Here is a 14,882-nt window from a genome sequence, read left to right as displayed (position 1 = left end):
GTCCTTCTTGCGAAGGAGTCCACTTACTTAAAACTTATTTATTCAGGAACAGCTCACGGCCGATCAGCATACGGCGGATCTCAGACGTACCCGCGCCGATCTCATACAACTTGGCATCACGCAGCAGGCGACCCGTCGGGAACTCGTTGATATAGCCATTGCCACCGAGAAGCTGGATCGCATCCAGCGCGATCTTGGTTGCCATCTCAGCGGTGTACAGGATTACTGCGGCACAGTCTTTACGGGAGGTCTCGCCGCGCATCGCTGCCTGAGCAACAGTGTAAGCGTAAGACTTGGAAGCGTTCATCAGGGTGTACATATCTGCGACTTTACCCTGTACCAGTTCGAACTCACCGATCGCTTTACCGAACTGCACGCGGTCGCGGGTGTAAGGTACAGTGATATCCATCGCTGCCTGCATGATACCCAGCGGGCCACCGGCCAGTACCAGGCGCTCATAGTCCAGACCGGACATCAGAACCTTGGTGCCACCGTTTAACTCGCCCAGAATGTTTTCTTTAGGCACGATGCAATCTTCAAACACCAGCTCACAGGTGTTGGAACCGCGCATGCCCAGCTTGTCCAGTTTCTGGTGGCGGGAGAAACCTGGTGCATCGCGTTCAACGATGAAAGCTGTGATCCCTTTAGGACCGGCATGAACATCAGTTTTAGCGTAGATAACATAAGTGTTGGCATCAGGACCGTTGGTGATCCACATCTTGTTGCCGTTCAGCAGGTAATGGTCGCCGTTATCACGGGCAGACAGCTTCATAGATACCACGTCGGAACCAGCATTTGGCTCGGACATCGCCAGCGCACCGATATGCTCACCGCTGATCAGCTTTGGCAGGTACTTGAGTTTTTGTTCGTGAGTACCGTTACGGTTAATCTGGTTAACGCAGAGGTTTGAGTGTGCGCCATAAGACAGGCCAACAGAGGCAGACGCGCGGCTGATCTCTTCCATCGCGATCATATGTGCCAGGTAACCCATACCAACACCGCCATACTCTTCACTTACGGTGATACCCAGCAGACCCATATCGCCAAATTTCTGCCACAGATCATTCGGGAACTCGTTGTCGTGATCGATCTGCTCGGCGCGCGGTGCAATTTCCTGTGCTGCGAAACTGTTCACATGCTCGCGCAACATATCCAGAGTTTCACCTAGGCCGAAGTTTAGTGAGCTGTATTGTGCAATCATTTTCTGTCCACCTGTCTTTGCTTAATAGCTATTATTGTTGTGCGTTTAGTCAGAGCGAAAGTCGTTCTGCTCTATACCGACTTTTATATCGAATCTTGTTTCATATCTTCCATCGCCTCTCGGCAACGGAGTTGTGCTTTGTTTGGTTTCAAGTCGCAGCATCGCGATATCTTTAAACTCTTTGCTACGTCGATTCCTGCTTCATTTCGTCTATCGCCTCTCGGCAACGGAGTTGTGTTTTGTTTGGTTTCAAGTCGCAGCATCGCGATATCTTTAACTCTTTGCTACGTCGATTCCTGCTTCATTTCGTCTGTCGCCTCTCGGCAACGGAGTTGTGCTTTGTTTGGTTTCAAGTCGCAGCATCGCGATATCTTTAACTCTTTGTTACGTCGATTCCTGCTTCATTTCGTCTATCGCCTCTCGGCAACGGGATTCTGCGCTGTCCAGTTCCAGCTGAAGCATCGCGATATCTTTGAGTTGCTGTTCAAGTGCTGCTTTCTTCTCTTCTATCTTGGTCATCAGCAGTTGTAACTGCTTAATGCTGCCTGTCGGCGTTTCATCCCAGAGTTCGAACAGCTCACGGGTTTCTGCCAGAGAGAAGCCTAAGCGCTTACCCCGCAGGATAAGCTTCAGACGTACCCGGTCCGGACCGCTATAGATACGTGTCTGTCCGCGGCGGGTAGGGAACAGCAGTTTCTGATCTTCATAGAAACGGATGCTGCGGGTTGTAACGTCAAACTCGCCTGCCAGATCGCTTATTGAATATGTAGATGGGCTCATAACGTTCTTCTTGTTTTTAGTGATGATTTAAATTTAGCGGAAGTTTACGTAAACGTAAAGCGGCAATACAATTCGTAACAATTTGTTGATCTCTGTCTTATTGTTGATAACTTGTTGTTTTTAAAGGCATTAAAAATAATCAGTGAGATGTAAGGGTATTCCCTTAGACTAAAGTAGTACTTGTTAACCAGTAAGGGAAATTGCTAACTTCGATACAAGGCTGACATGGGTAGAAGATATTTTTGCCCGTTGATAATAAAAACAAATATTAGAGAGGCTGGTTCTGCATGAGTGGTGACTACGTTCTCGAGACCAGAAATCTGGTTAAGGAATTCAAGGGCTTTACCGCCGTTGACGATGTGAATCTTAAGGTTGAGCGGGGAACAATCCACGCGCTTATCGGGCCTAACGGCGCAGGTAAGACGACGGTATTTAACCTGCTGACAAAATTTCTAACTCCTACCACCGGCACTATTCTGTTTAACGGTGAAGACATTACGTCTATGAAGTCGGCGGCTATTGCCCGTAAAGGTATTGTCCGTTCATTTCAGATCTCTGCAGTATTTCCGCACCTGACCCTATTGGAGAATGTACGGATTGCACTGCAACGTAAAGAGGGAAACAGCTTCCATTTCTGGAAATCTGAGAAGGTTCTGGACAAATTGAATGACCGTGCCGTCGAACTGCTAGATGAGGTGGGTCTGAAAGAGTATGCCAATACGATCACTGTGGATCTTCCATATGGCCGTAAGCGGGCACTGGAAATTGCTACAACTCTGGCGCTTGACCCTGAAATGCTATTACTGGACGAGCCAACCCAGGGTATGGGTCATGAGGATGTCGGTGTAGTTGCTGATCTGATTAAGAAGGTTTCGGCTAACCGAACCATTCTGATGGTCGAACATAACCTGCATGTTGTAGCCCAGCTGGCTGACACTATTACTGTATTGCAGCGTGGCGCCATTCTTACCGAAGGCAATTACGAAACTGTATCGCAAGACCCTCAGGTGCGTGAGGCTTATATGGGTGTTGAGGCTGATGATGAGGTCGCTAATGCGATTGCTGCAGAAAATGCGGCGGCGACAGCGGCAGCGAATGATGCTGGTGATAAGGAGACTGTCGCATGAGTAGTACTGGCGAAAAGATCCGTATAGTCGATCTGCATTCTTACTACGGTGAGTCCCACATATTGCATGGCATCGATATGACTATCATGCAGGGCGAACTGGTTACTTTATTGGGCCGTAACGGCTCGGGCCGTTCGACAACTCTCAAGTCGATCATGAATATGGTCGGTCGTCGTACCGGTCAGGTCAACATCAATGGTAACGAAACCATTGAGATGCCGGCGCATAAGATCGCGCATCTGGGCGTAGGTTATTGCCCGGAAGAGCGCGGTATCTTCTCCAGCCTGAACGTTGAAGAGAATCTGATGCTGCCGCCAAGCGTTCGTTCCGATGGCATGAGCGTTGAAGAGATTTATGACATTTTCCCGAACCTGGCTGAACGTCGTTACAGTCAGGGAACACGCCTGTCAGGCGGGGAACAGCAGATGCTGGCGATGGCCCGTATTCTGCGAACCGGAGCAAATATCTTGCTGCTCGATGAGATTACAGAAGGTCTTGCTCCGGTGATCGTGCAAAAACTGGCTGAAGTTCTGGTAATGCTGAAAGAGCGTGGCCTTACTATTTTGCTGGTCGAGCAGAATTTCCGTTTTGCCGCGCCAATCGCTGACCGCCACTACGTTATGGAACATGGCCATATCGTGGAAGAAGTGCGCAAAGATGAGCTGGACGAGAAGACGGAGCTGTTGAATACCTATTTGGGTGTCTGATCGGGTTCCCCGGAACTCAGTTAAATACCTTAATCCCTTGAAGTTCGATAAAAATAAAAATTCTCAAGCAGGAGTGACAACATGAAAGTAATGAAGAAAACCTTACTGGCAGCAGCGATGAGTGTAGCAGCGGCCACAGGTGTTCAGGCGGCTGGAGTATCCGATGATGTTGTAAAGATCGGTGTACTGGCAGATATGGGCGGTGTTTACGCTGATGTCTGTGGTCCTGGCTGTGTAACGGCGGTTGAGATGGCCGTAGAAGATTTCGGTGGTACCGTACTGGGTAAGCCGATCAAAGTAGTAAGCGCAGACGACCAGAACAAGCCGGATGTAGGTTCTGCTAAAGTGCGTCAGTGGATCGAAAGTGAACAGGTTGATGCGGTAAACGGTCTGGTAGCTTCTTCTGTTACCGGTGCGGTAACTAAAGTACTGACCGATGCCAAGAAGATCGCCCTGATCTCTACCTCTGCAAGCCATGCCTTTACCACTAAGGCGTGTTCTCCATATAACGTGCACTGGACTTACAACGTAGCCGCTCTGGCTAACGGTACGGTTAAGCCGATGGTTGATGCGGGTAAGAAGAAGTGGTTCTTCATTACTGCTGACTATGCATTCGGTCATGCACTGGAAGGTATCGCTTCTAAGGTAATCGAAACCAGCGGCGGTGAAGTAGTGGGTAAGGTTCGTGCGCCACTGGGTACTACCGACTTCTCCTCTTACGTGCTGCAGGCTCAGGCTTCCGGTGCTGACGTAGTAGGTCTGGCAAACGCCGGTGCTGACTTCATCAACGCCCTGAAAACCTCTGCTGAATTCGGTCTGACCGAAACTGCTGATGTAGCAGGTCTGCTGGTATTCACGCCTAACGCTAAGGCACTGGATCCTGCAATTGCTGCGGGCATGAAGGCGACTACCGGTTTCTACTGGGATATGGATGATCAAACTCGCGAATGGTCTGCTCGCTTCAAGGCACGTCACGGTTCTATCCCGGCAATGGGTCAGGCTGGTGCTTACTCTATGACTATGCACTACCTGAACGCGATCAAGGCGGCGGGTACTGATGAGTCTGATGCGGTAATGAAGCAGATGAAGCAAACTAAGCCTGACGACTTCTTCGCTCGTAACGCATACCTGCGTAACGACGGTCGTATGGTCCATGACATGCTGCTGGTAAGCATCAAAGATGCTGCAAGCCGTAAGTCTGAAGATGATATCTACAACATCGAAGCGACCATCCCGGGTGATGTGGCATTCAACGCTATGATTCCTTCGTGTGACTTCAAGTAAATAGCACTTGAACAGAGAGGGCAGACGTCGTCTGCCACTCTCTGGCTTTCCCAAAAGTAGCGTGTCAGCACAGCTGACACAGTTGCTTTGTTTTATCTAGGTGGTGTTATGGCTGAGTTTCTTGGTATTAATCTGTTTGCGCTGTCCGGACAGCTGCTGGTGGGCCTGATCAATGGTTCATTCTATGCACTGCTCAGTCTCGGTCTGGCGATTATTTTTGGTCTGTTAAAAATTATTAACTTCGCGCAGGGCGCGATGTATATGCTCGGCGCTTTTGCTGCCTGGATGGCCCTGAACTACATGGGTATCAACTACTGGGCGGCGCTGATCCTGGTGCCTTTGGCGGTCGGTGGCTTAGCTATTCTGATCGAGCGCTTTCTGGTTCGTCCCATTGCCAACGAAGATCACCTTTACAGCCTGCTGCTTACATTCGGTATCGCACTGATTATGCAGGGTCTGTTTACTCATATTTATGGTTCTTCAGGTTTGCCTTATGCGATCCCTGTAGAGCTGAAAGGCGGTACTAAACTGCCGTTTATGTATCTGCCCAACTACCGTGCCTGGATCATTGTGATCTCGCTGATTGTTTGTTTCAGTACCTGGTGGGTAATCGAGAAAACCAAGCTGGGTGCGTATCTGCGTGCCGGTACTGAAAATCCACAACTTATGCAGGGCTTCGGTATCAATGTACCGCTGATCACTACCCTGACATTTGGTTTTGGTGTAGCGCTGGCTGGCTTTGCCGGTGTTCTGGCAGCCCCCGTGTACTCAGTTAGTCCGGAAATGGGCTCTAATATTCTGATCGTGGTATTCGCTATCGTTGTTATCGGCGGTATGGGTTCCATCGGTGGTGCCATCCTGACAGGTCTGTTGATGGGTGTAGTCGAGGGTCTGACTAAGTTCCTGTATCCGGAAGCATCTTCCACAGTAATCTTCCTGGTTATGGTGATCGTGCTGCTGGTCAAGCCTGCCGGTCTGTTTGGTAAAGAGGCGTAGGAGTCGACCATGAAAATTAATAAACTCTATCTGGTTCTGTTCCTTCTGGCTTTGGTAGCACCTGCGGTTTTATACCCGGTGTTCCTGATGAAGGTGCTGTGTTTTGCGCTGTTTGCCTGCGCCTTTAACCTGTTGCTGGGCTTCGTTGGCCTGCTCTCATTCGGTCATGCGATCTTCCTCGGTACCGGTGGTTATATAACCGGTGCGATGATGTTGCATACCGGTATGGGACCTGAGCTGTCTATCCTGGCGGGTACCGTGGGAGCTGCGTTACTGGGTGCTGTGTATGGTAAGTTGGCGGTTAAGCGTGAAGGTATCTACTTTGCGATGGTAACTCTGGCATTAGCTCAGCTGGCATTCTTCTTCTATCTGCAGGCACCGTTTACCGGTGGTGAGGATGGTCTTCAGGGTGTGCCGCGCGGCTTACTGCTGGGTATGTTCGATCTGAACAACAACATGATTATGTACTACTTCGTGCTGGCGATCTTTATCTTCGGATTCTGGTTGATCCACCGCACGATTCATTCGCCGTTTGGTCAGATTCTGAAAGCGATTCGCGAGAATGAGCCGCGTGCAATCTCTTTAGGCTACAACGTCAATGACTATAAGTGGGCTGCGTTTGTCATCTCTGCTGCGCTGGCAGGTCTGGCCGGTTCCACTAAAACTCTGGTGTTCCAGCTGGCGTCACTGACCGATGTGCACTGGCACATGTCTGGCGAAGTGGTACTGATGACCCTGCTGGGTGGTATGGGTACTATCTTCGGGCCTGTAGTTGGTGCCGGTGTGGTGGTTGCTATTCAGAACTATCTGTCCGGTGGTGAGCTGGGTAACTATATCCATATCATCATGGGCGCAATTTTCATTGTCTGTGTACTGGCATTCCGCAGCGGTATCGTTGGCGAATTCCAGAAGCTGGTGAAGAAAAACTTCTAAAAAGTTTAATAAAGGGGCATCTGTCCATCAGGTGCCCCTTTTTGTTGTCTAAAATTTATCAGGCTGTAATACAGCGTAATTGATTGTGGTCGGGAGAAAAAAGATGAGTCAGGATTCAATTGTTATTGTCAGTGCTGCCCGTACTCCGATGGGGGGCATGATGGGCGCTCTGAGTGATGTGCGTGCGCCCGATCTTTGCGCCACAGCAATTAAAGCGGCGGTTGAGCGTGCTGGTATTCAGGGTTCCGATGTCGATGAAGTAGTGATGGGTTGCGTGTTGCCGGCAGGTCTGGGACAGGCTCCCGCCCGTCAGGCTTCCCGTGGCGCTGGTATACCTGATGCAGCAGGTGCGACAACGGTAAACAAGATGTGTGGTTCCGGCATGAAAGCGGTGATGCTTGCCCACGATCAGATTATGGCCGGTCAGGTTGATGTCATGGTTGCCGGTGGTATGGAGAATATGAGCCAGGCACCTTACCTGTTGCCGAAAGCCCGTTCGGGTATGCGTATGGGTCACCAGCAGTGTATCGATCACATGTTTTTCGATGGCCTGGAAGATGCCTATGAAGGCGGTCTGATGGGAACATTTGCGCAAAAGAGCGCCGATGATTACAACATCACCCGTGAAGCGATGGATGACTTTGCTATTGGTTCGCTTGAGAAAGCGCTGAAAGCGATTGAAACAGGCGCCTTCAAAGATGAGATCGCTGCGGTAACCATTAGCTCACGTCGTGGCGATACCGTTGTTGATACCGATGAGCAGCCCGGTAACGCCCGTATCGATAAGATTCGCAGCCTGCGTCCGGCGTTTAAGAAAGATGGCACGGTGACTGCCGCTAACTCCAGTTCAATCTCTGACGGTGGTTCGGCGTTGGTACTGATGCGTGAATCAGATGCCCGGGCCCGTGGTTTGAGTCCGCTGGCGCGTATCGCTGCGCATTCTACCCATGCTCAGCTGCCAGCTGAGTTTACCCTCGCGCCAATCGGTGCCATTGATAAAGTTCTGGCCCGTGCCGGCTGGAGTAAAGAGGACGTCGATCTGTATGAGATCAACGAAGCCTTTGCGGTTGTCAGCCTGCTGGCGATCAATGAGATGGGGCTTGATGCAGACAAGGTAAACGTTAACGGTGGCGCCTGCGCGCTGGGTCATCCGATCGGATCTTCCGGCTCCCGGATTCTGGTAACTCTGCTATACGCCCTGAAAAACCAGGGTAAGAGCAAAGGTGTTGCCTCACTCTGTATCGGTGGCGGCGAAGCAACTGCAGTCGCGGTAGAAATGTTATAAACCTTAAAAGCTGTCATAAAAAACCGACCCGATGGTCGGTTTTTTATTATCTGAAATTTTTTGTGATCATATCATGTTTGTTTTGTGTACATTCTGTGTGAGAATGCCTGTCCCTTTTTTGATCCCTGTTCTGCAGCAAGCAGGGTAGTAAATTCGTTATGCCCTTGTCATCAGACGCTGCTTTATCAATCAGTACAGGACCTACCGATGTTTGTTGATCAGATCAGTTTGTCGGCTAAACGGCTGAGCTGTGGCTTTTCACAGGTGATGTTGCAGGAAAACAGGCTCACCGGTTTACTGTTTATGCTCGGCATCGGGTTTAACTCCTGGTTGATGCTGGCGTGTGCTGTTGTCGGTAGTTGCAGCTCAATGCTGGCAGCGATGATGTACCGGGCTGATACAGCCGACCTTGATCGGGGGCTTTATGGTTATAACGGTGCTCTGATTGGTTTAGCTGTCAGCTTCTATCTGCCGTTATCATTATCGTCGGTGATAATACTTATTGTTTGTTCGATGCTGGCTACTGTCATACAGCGGTTACTTGTCACTGTCAGAGTGGCGCCGCTAACAGGGCCCTTTGTTATAACGGGATGGATGGCTTTGTTGTTAGCTCAATGGTTCGACCTTAATGACACAGTATTACCAATCGTAGGTAATGATTTGGCTGTGACAGTATTTGTTGATGAACTGTTAAGTGAGGGAGCCGTTCAGGCAATAAGTCATGGCCTGGGGCAGGTTATGTTTCAGGGCAATACTGTTACCGGGTTGCTCTTTATCGCGGGTTTGGCTGTCGCGGCACCGAAAGTGGCACTGTGGGGAGTTTTCGGCTCTGTGCTGGGGTATGAAGCTGCAACATTGCTGCAATACCCGGAACCGCTGGTAGCTGCCGGTCTGTTTGGTTTTAATGGGGTGTTAGTCGCGATTGTATTAGGCGACAGATTTCCCAATCGCTTTCTGCTTATAGCTGGGGGGATCATAATGACGATACTCATTACCCGGGGCTTTCAGTTGCTTGGCATTACGCCATTAACAGCGCCGTTTGTATTGACCTCATGGATTATTTTTCTGCTGGATTGTCTGTCTCGTACCGGTAAATCGCGAAACAAAGCTGCAGGCTGAAATGTTATTGATGCAGCGCATTTGAGTGACAGGTATCTGTATATTTAATGAATGAGAAGTATTATCGTTCGCAGCCATGTAGACGAAACACATCTCAAAAAAGGAATTTACATGAAAACCATGCTGCTGAGTCTATTAGTGCTGATCTCTGATCTCGCTATCGCTGAACCTCATACTATTCATATGATGCATCAGACCTCCAATGTAGAAGCGCAGGATATCAACCATATGTTTCGCTTCGAGCCTAACTATCTGCGGATAGAGCCAGGTGATACCGTGCGTTTCAGTGGCACTATTGGGGAGCATACCATCACCAGTGTGCAGCGGATGTTGCCGCAAGGTGCAGAGCATATCGAAATTAACTCAGTGCCAGGCAAAGAGATTAAATTTGATATTCCCGGAGTCTATGGTCTCAAGTGTCGGGTGCATAACCGCTATGGCATGGTCGCATTGCTGGTGGTTGGTGAGCCGGTGAATCTGGAAGAAGCAAAGACTTTCCGGTTGCGAAGGTTTGGTAAGATTGAGATGGAAGGGCTGTTACAGAAATTAGAGCAAGAGCAGGCGAAGCTGCGTTGAAGAGGGCGGCTTCAAATAACTAGCGCTTGATCTGCAGGCAGTGTCTTTGCTTAATAAAAGTGGATCTATTCCTTTGTGTAGTAAGCGTAACTGAGTCTCGGGTCTCGCTTCGCCTTATACATCGCTTCGTCGGCTTTCTGTAACAGATCATCTGCTGAGCCAGCGTCGCTGGGGAAGATGCTGATACCGATGCTTGCGCCAACGTTTATTTCATTATTGTCGATATGAAAAGGCTGGCTAAGGCTATGCACTATTTTATCTGCGACAACGGCAGCGGTATCACGGTGTTCAATATCAATGAGCGCGACAAACTCATCGCCGCCAATACGGGCTAAGGTATCGGTCGCCCTGAAGTTTTCCTGCAAGCGTTGTGCAATATCTATGAGTACCTGATCACCGGCAGTATGGCCAAACTGATCGTTCACCGGTTTGAACTTATTCAGATCGATGAACAGTACCGCAATTTTTCGAAACTGCCTCTCGCTACGGGTGATCGCACTTTCAAGCCGAGACTGGAACAGTAATCTATTGGGTAAGCCGGTGAGTGAATCATGATAGGCCTTTGCCATCAGTGCTTCAGTTAGCTGGTGGCGGCTATGTTCATTACGAATAATAACGACATATTTGGTGAGTCTGCCGGTTGCTTCATGAACGGCATTGATCGTTGCCATAAATGTGCTGTGGTCAGTCGTGCATATTTCGCCTTGCCAGCAGTCATCTTTCTCGAGCATCTCTTTGATTGTTCTCAGGCTTTTACCCGGGCTATAGAAAATATCAGAAAAACGGATCTTGGCCTGGGTGTCATTCAGTTGCCTGGAAAACTGGTTTTTAGCTGCGGCATTACTTGAAATGATCTGGCCTTCCCCGGATACAATCAGGCATGGGTCCGGTGTGGTTTCAAACATCAGCGCAGCCATTAGTTGCTTCTGTTCGGTCTCTCTCTCGAAGGTTACATTACGGCCGATGCCAAGTAATCCTGACAGTGCCTGTTGTTTATCGATCAAAGGCAGCTTGTACATATCCAGCAGGCGTTCACGGCCATCCTTATAGGTTACCCATTCATCACAGCGCTGAGGGGTGTGTGAGTTTGTGACGCGCTTGTCCTGGGCTGCAATATACTGTGCTGAAGCTTCCGACATCAGCTCATTATCTGTTTTGCCAATAATCTGTTCAGATGAAATTCCCAGAAACTCTTCGAAACTGGTGTTGCAGAGTTGATAGGTGCCTTTTAAATCTTTGACGAAGATGATGTCAGGTACTGCGTTGATAACGGTATTCAGCAGGGACTTCTCTTTTTCCAGAGCATCCTGGGAACGGATCAGCTCAGTAACATCCCGGGCAACAACGACGATGCCTTTGCCTTCAGTTAAGGGGCCGGAATAGGGTGTGTGTTTGCTGTCCAGAAAGCGAAGATCGCCGTCATGATTGGGTCGCCAGAACTGCAGATGCACATCTTCACCTGCCAGGGCTTTATCGAGACCTTCTTTAATATGCTGCTCAAAGTTTTCTGTTCCGTGGACTTGCGCAACATGTTTGCCAACAATGTCACTCTGCTTACAACCGAAAAAATTTGTATATCCTTTGCTGACAGCCCGGTAATGATAGCTGTCATCCACCACTGAAACTAAGTCATCGAGAAGGTTAATAATCGCTAACTCTGAACTCAAACCTGTAGTCATATCCGTATCTTGTCTGGAATTCATATACGCCCTGGAATGCTTTAAATCAGACTGTAAGCAAGGTTTGTGCAGGTGGAACCTTCCTTGCAGCCTTTCAGCATATCTTGTAATTGATGATCTATGAATAGCAGTCAGAAATTTTGTACTCGAATTGAGAGCATAGTGTTTTCTGTCTGGATCCTTTGGCTGGTCAGGCAACCCGGTCATATTTAATTAACCATCGTCGACCAGAATCGGTTCTGTTAAACAGGCAATTAAAACTAAAGTTTGAATTTATAGCGTTAATCTTTTACACAAGCAACGGCATCATCACTTATTGTTCTAAAGGAGCATCGCTATGAATCCGTTGTATGTGAAAGGCGCGCATTTTTTTGAGGATATTCAGCCCCCTCATCGATCCGATCTTAATTTAGCTGTGGTAACTCACTTGCTTGATAACCCACAGGTTTACCTGGATTCTCTGCACAGTTTTGCCAATCTGGCGATGTTGCTGCCAAAGCCGAAGAGTATCTGCCCTAAAATACTGGAGCAGTTGGAGAAGCGGTTTCAGGTAGTCATTAAAAACCGTTCGCAAATGGCGTCGGCAGAAGTTGCTGCCGCAATTTTAAATAATGCTGTGCCCCGGGGAGATCTGGTATTAGTCGATATCGGTGGATATTTTGCAGCCTGCTTGTCTGCTATTGCGCCCTTGCTTAAAGCGAACTTAATCGGTGTGGTAGAGGTCACGGAAAACGGCCACCAACGCTATGCTGTCTTGCCTGAACTTGCGGTGCCGGTTGTGTCGTTAGCCCGCAGTCCTCTGAAAGGTCCGGAAGACTACCTGACGGGCCAGTCGATAGTGTATTCAGCTGAGGCATTAATGCGTGAGTGCCATCATATTATGAATGGCGGCAACGCCGTCGTTTTTGGATATGGCAAGATCGGTCGTTCAATTGCTAAAGCGTTACATGCCAAAAATATAAATACAAAAGTCGTTGAGATCGATCCGATAAGGGCGATTGAAGCGCGTTCCAGAGGTTTTGATCTGATTCATAAAGATGAAGCCCTTCAGACCAGTGATGTGATTTTTTGCGCGACCGGAAATCAGTCGCTGAATAATCATGATTTTAACCGGGTAAAAAACGGTGCATTTATCTTTTCGGTGACCTCTTCGGATGACGAGTTGGATCTGTCCAGAGCTGACTGTAATTTTACGGTCAATCGGGTAACAGAGTATGTTTCACGGTATGAGCGCCTCGGGCAGTATTTTCATCTGGCAAATAGCGGGAATGCAATTAATTTTATTCATAATGCGGAAGTTGGGCCCTACATATATCTGGTGCAGGGGGAGGTTGTTGCAGCGGTTAATTATCTCTACGAAAACTCATTAGATCAGCAAATTATGGAGTTACCTACTTCAATTCGCAGGGACCTGGCTGAGCGTTGGTTGAGGCACTTTAGTTAGTTTAAAACCGCAAAGGAATGTGAACAGAATTATTAACACTTAATGGATCAATTCTGGCTTTAACTTTTTTATGGCCATGCACCCACTGCAGCTTACGATACTGTGTGGGTGGTATGCCCATAATTTAGGCTGCTTCGGCGATTGTTTTTCTGCTGATTAAGATGTCGACTTAAAGCTTTTATACGACCAGGCGCCGACCTGTAATTTCCTGTATTGAGTGGGGGATATGCCCATCACTTTTTTGAAGATTCTTGAGAAGTGTTTGTAGGCGTTGTCGTCCTCATAGCCCGCCATAAAAGCTATTTGGGTGATGGTTTTGCTACGGGGGAAGATTTAAAGCTTTTATACGACCAGGCGCCGACCTGTAATTTCCTGTATTGGGTGGGGGATATGCCCATCACTTTTTTGAAGATTCTTGAGAAGTGTTTGTAGGCGTTGTCGTCCTCATAGCCCGCCATAAAAGCTATTTGGGTGATGGTTTTGCTACGGGGGAGATTTAAAGCTTTTATACGACCAGGCGCCGACCTGCAATTTCCTGTATTGAGTGGGGGATATGCCCATCACTTTTTTGAAGATTCTTGAGAAGTGTTTGCAGGTGTTGTCGTCCTCATAGCCCGCCATAAAAGCTATTTGGGTGATGGTTTTGCTACGGGGGAAGATTTAAAGCTTTTATACGACCAGGCGCCGACCTGCAATTTCCTGTATTGAGTGGGGGATATGCCCATCACTTTTTTGAAGATTCTGGAGAAGTAGTAAGCGTCCTCATAGCCGACCATGAAGGCGATTTCAGCAATGGTTTTGGTACTGATATCCAGGAGGTGGCAGGCGCGTTCGATTTTAAGTTGAATAAAGTGGTTGATCGGGGTGGTGCCGGTGATCTCTTTGTATTTTTTAACGAAATGATATTTTGACAGGTTAACGCTGGCTGCCAGGGTGTCCAGGTCCAGTTGTTCGTGAATTCTGGCCTGCATCAGGCTGTGCACCGTTTCCAGATTAAAACTGTCTGAGTCCTGGCTTCTGACCAGTGGTTGGAGCAGGGCTATGTGAGTGAGGATCTGGCGCAGCTGGTTTGCGGCATTGATGAATGCGTTGAGGTGGTAACTACTGTGACGGGCTTCAAGCAAGGCATCAAACTCACTGACCAGGTTGCTGTGCAGGCCTAAGTGCAGCACCGGTTTCTGTTTCGCCAGCTGCAGGTGTGCGATGAAATCTTCTGAAAGATCCCCTTCAAAATGACACCAGTAAATGGTCCATGGCTGCTTGGCGCTGGAAGCATACTGGTGTGCCATACCCCTGGGTAATACCGCAAGATCGCCACTATTTACCGCAATGTTCTTCTGATTTATGCGGATTTTTCCTCTGCCTTCGAGACAGTAAATGAGCAGGTTATCATCATGGGTAAGGCGCTCCATACGATGCCCTGCAGCTTGCTTGTAGTATCCTGCTCCAAGCGGATAAAGATCTCTGGAAAGCGGATTCTGCGTGAGTTTACGAATGATTTTGTGGGGGATGACAAAGCGAATGCTTTGCGGTGGCAGGGGCCAGCTAGAGGGGGTACTCATAGGTAGGGCTCGACTAAGGTATAAGGCGAATATTAGGGTATTCATGTATTCAACAGCAATATAGTCCATTAATATAGCAACATTATCAATCATGCGCAGCGCCAAGCTGTGCTTTAATCGATAGCATCAAAACATGAAAGTTTCAGGATTCGCCTAATTTAGGTCGGTCTGGAATTTTTTCAAGTATAA

16 protein-coding genes are annotated in these 14,882 nt (G+C 48.6%); 9 read left to right on the top strand and 7 right to left on the bottom strand.

The window, feature by feature from the left end:
- Positions 1-34 precede the first annotated feature (34 nt).
- Positions 35-1,201 carry an isovaleryl-CoA dehydrogenase gene (locus ACQUQM_RS09180; protein WP_432474175.1) on the bottom strand — a complete coding sequence of 389 codons (1,167 nt, stop codon included), beginning with the start codon at positions 1,199-1,201 and terminating at the stop codon, positions 35-37.
- 384 nt (positions 1,202-1,585) lie between these two features.
- The gene (locus ACQUQM_RS09175; RefSeq protein ID WP_432474174.1) at positions 1,586-1,981 is read right to left on the bottom strand and encodes a MerR family transcriptional regulator; all 396 of its coding nucleotides are present in this window, start codon (positions 1,979-1,981) and stop codon (positions 1,586-1,588) included.
- A gap of 287 nt (positions 1,982-2,268) precedes the next feature.
- Here ACQUQM_RS09175 and ACQUQM_RS09170 point away from each other — a divergent pair, with 287 nt between their 5' ends.
- From ACQUQM_RS09170 to ACQUQM_RS09135, 8 genes are all read left to right on the top strand, one after another.
- Positions 2,269-3,108 (top strand): ABC transporter ATP-binding protein, encoded by an 840-nt coding sequence (locus ACQUQM_RS09170; RefSeq protein ID WP_432474173.1) that lies wholly within the window; start codon positions 2,269-2,271, stop codon positions 3,106-3,108.
- The gene (locus tag ACQUQM_RS09165; protein ID WP_432474172.1) at positions 3,105-3,815 is read left to right on the top strand and encodes an ABC transporter ATP-binding protein; all 711 of its coding nucleotides are present in this window, start codon (positions 3,105-3,107) and stop codon (positions 3,813-3,815) included. The genes ACQUQM_RS09170 and ACQUQM_RS09165 overlap by 4 nt, the downstream gene beginning before the upstream one ends.
- An 81-nt stretch (positions 3,816-3,896) precedes the next feature.
- Positions 3,897-5,099: an ABC transporter substrate-binding protein gene (locus ACQUQM_RS09160; protein ID WP_432474171.1), complete on the top strand. Its 1,203-nt coding sequence runs from the start codon at positions 3,897-3,899 to the stop codon at positions 5,097-5,099.
- A 108-nt stretch (positions 5,100-5,207) separates the two neighbouring features.
- Entirely contained in the window at positions 5,208-6,095 is an 888-nt protein-coding gene (locus ACQUQM_RS09155) for a branched-chain amino acid ABC transporter permease (protein WP_432474170.1), read from the top strand.
- Positions 6,096-6,104: 9 nt separating this feature from the next.
- A complete protein-coding gene (locus ACQUQM_RS09150) occupies positions 6,105-7,028 on the top strand; it encodes a branched-chain amino acid ABC transporter permease (RefSeq protein ID WP_432474169.1) in 924 nt (307 codons plus the stop codon).
- Between the two features lie 103 nt (positions 7,029-7,131).
- A complete protein-coding gene (locus ACQUQM_RS09145; protein WP_432474168.1) occupies positions 7,132-8,313 on the top strand; it encodes a thiolase family protein in 1,182 nt (393 codons plus the stop codon).
- A gap of 207 nt (positions 8,314-8,520) precedes the next feature.
- Positions 8,521-9,432 (top strand): urea transporter, encoded by a 912-nt coding sequence (locus ACQUQM_RS09140; RefSeq protein WP_432474167.1) that lies wholly within the window; start codon positions 8,521-8,523, stop codon positions 9,430-9,432.
- Between the two features lie 111 nt (positions 9,433-9,543).
- The gene (locus ACQUQM_RS09135; RefSeq protein WP_432474166.1) at positions 9,544-10,008 is read left to right on the top strand and encodes a plastocyanin/azurin family copper-binding protein; all 465 of its coding nucleotides are present in this window, start codon (positions 9,544-9,546) and stop codon (positions 10,006-10,008) included.
- A gap of 65 nt (positions 10,009-10,073) precedes the next feature.
- Here the strand turns inward: ACQUQM_RS09135 and ACQUQM_RS09130 are convergent, their stop codons facing one another.
- On the bottom strand, positions 10,074-11,711 hold the full coding sequence (locus tag ACQUQM_RS09130; protein WP_432474165.1) for a diguanylate cyclase domain-containing protein: 1,638 nt from the start codon (positions 11,709-11,711) through the stop codon (positions 10,074-10,076).
- A gap of 313 nt (positions 11,712-12,024) precedes the next feature.
- Here ACQUQM_RS09130 and ACQUQM_RS09125 point away from each other — a divergent pair, with 313 nt between their 5' ends.
- On the top strand, positions 12,025-13,131 hold the full coding sequence (locus ACQUQM_RS09125) for an adenosylhomocysteinase (protein WP_432474164.1): 1,107 nt from the start codon (positions 12,025-12,027) through the stop codon (positions 13,129-13,131).
- Between the two features lie 156 nt (positions 13,132-13,287).
- Here the strand turns inward: ACQUQM_RS09125 and ACQUQM_RS09120 are convergent, their stop codons facing one another.
- The 4 genes from ACQUQM_RS09120 to ACQUQM_RS09105 are packed head-to-tail and all read right to left on the bottom strand — an operon-like array spanning position 13,288 to position 14,693.
- Positions 13,288-13,443 (bottom strand): helix-turn-helix domain-containing protein, encoded by a 156-nt coding sequence (locus ACQUQM_RS09120; RefSeq protein ID WP_432474813.1) that lies wholly within the window; start codon positions 13,441-13,443, stop codon positions 13,288-13,290.
- Complete coding sequence (locus tag ACQUQM_RS09115; RefSeq protein ID WP_432474812.1) at positions 13,431-13,640, bottom strand: helix-turn-helix domain-containing protein; 210 nt, start codon at positions 13,638-13,640, stop codon at positions 13,431-13,433. The genes ACQUQM_RS09120 and ACQUQM_RS09115 overlap by 13 nt, the downstream gene beginning before the upstream one ends.
- Positions 13,615-13,752 (bottom strand): AraC family transcriptional regulator, encoded by a 138-nt coding sequence (locus ACQUQM_RS09110; protein WP_432474163.1) that lies wholly within the window; start codon positions 13,750-13,752, stop codon positions 13,615-13,617. Before ACQUQM_RS09110 ends, ACQUQM_RS09115 begins: the two co-directional genes overlap by 26 nt.
- 5 nt (positions 13,753-13,757) lie before the next feature.
- Positions 13,758-14,693: an AraC family transcriptional regulator gene (locus tag ACQUQM_RS09105; RefSeq protein WP_432474162.1), complete on the bottom strand. Its 936-nt coding sequence runs from the start codon at positions 14,691-14,693 to the stop codon at positions 13,758-13,760.
- Positions 14,694-14,882: the final 189 nt, after the last annotated feature.

Origin of the sequence: Amphritea sp. HPY (assembly GCF_050870985.1) — a bacterium.
In the GTDB taxonomy this organism is placed as follows: Bacteria; Pseudomonadota; Gammaproteobacteria; order Pseudomonadales; family Balneatricaceae; genus Amphritea.
The sequence above is the reverse complement of the archived record's forward strand: the minus strand, read 5'-3'. Positions and strand labels throughout refer to the sequence as shown.

What these genes read in the sequence shown, in the direction of transcription:
- ACQUQM_RS09180 (WP_432474175.1), bottom strand. Translation starts at nt 1,201, where the DNA reads ATGATTGCACAATACAGCTCACTAAACTTCGGCCTAGGTGAAACTCTG.
- ACQUQM_RS09175 (WP_432474174.1), bottom strand. Translation starts at nt 1,981, where the DNA reads ATGAGCCCATCTACATATTCAATAAGCGATCTGGCAGGCGAGTTTGAC.
- ACQUQM_RS09170 (WP_432474173.1), top strand. Translation starts at nt 2,269, where the DNA reads ATGAGTGGTGACTACGTTCTCGAGACCAGAAATCTGGTTAAGGAATTC.
- ACQUQM_RS09165 (WP_432474172.1), top strand. Translation starts at nt 3,105, where the DNA reads ATGAGTAGTACTGGCGAAAAGATCCGTATAGTCGATCTGCATTCTTAC.
- ACQUQM_RS09160 (WP_432474171.1), top strand. Translation starts at nt 3,897, where the DNA reads ATGAAAGTAATGAAGAAAACCTTACTGGCAGCAGCGATGAGTGTAGCA.
- ACQUQM_RS09155 (WP_432474170.1), top strand. Translation starts at nt 5,208, where the DNA reads ATGGCTGAGTTTCTTGGTATTAATCTGTTTGCGCTGTCCGGACAGCTG.
- ACQUQM_RS09150 (WP_432474169.1), top strand. Translation starts at nt 6,105, where the DNA reads ATGAAAATTAATAAACTCTATCTGGTTCTGTTCCTTCTGGCTTTGGTA.
- ACQUQM_RS09145 (WP_432474168.1), top strand. Translation starts at nt 7,132, where the DNA reads ATGAGTCAGGATTCAATTGTTATTGTCAGTGCTGCCCGTACTCCGATG.
- ACQUQM_RS09140 (WP_432474167.1), top strand. Translation starts at nt 8,521, where the DNA reads ATGTTTGTTGATCAGATCAGTTTGTCGGCTAAACGGCTGAGCTGTGGC.
- ACQUQM_RS09135 (WP_432474166.1), top strand. Translation starts at nt 9,544, where the DNA reads ATGAAAACCATGCTGCTGAGTCTATTAGTGCTGATCTCTGATCTCGCT.
- ACQUQM_RS09130 (WP_432474165.1), bottom strand. Translation starts at nt 11,711, where the DNA reads ATGAATTCCAGACAAGATACGGATATGACTACAGGTTTGAGTTCAGAG.
- ACQUQM_RS09125 (WP_432474164.1), top strand. Translation starts at nt 12,025, where the DNA reads ATGAATCCGTTGTATGTGAAAGGCGCGCATTTTTTTGAGGATATTCAG.
- ACQUQM_RS09110 (WP_432474163.1), bottom strand. Translation starts at nt 13,752, where the DNA reads ATGGCGGGCTATGAGGACGACAACACCTGCAAACACTTCTCAAGAATC.
- ACQUQM_RS09105 (WP_432474162.1), bottom strand. Translation starts at nt 14,693, where the DNA reads ATGAGTACCCCCTCTAGCTGGCCCCTGCCACCGCAAAGCATTCGCTTT.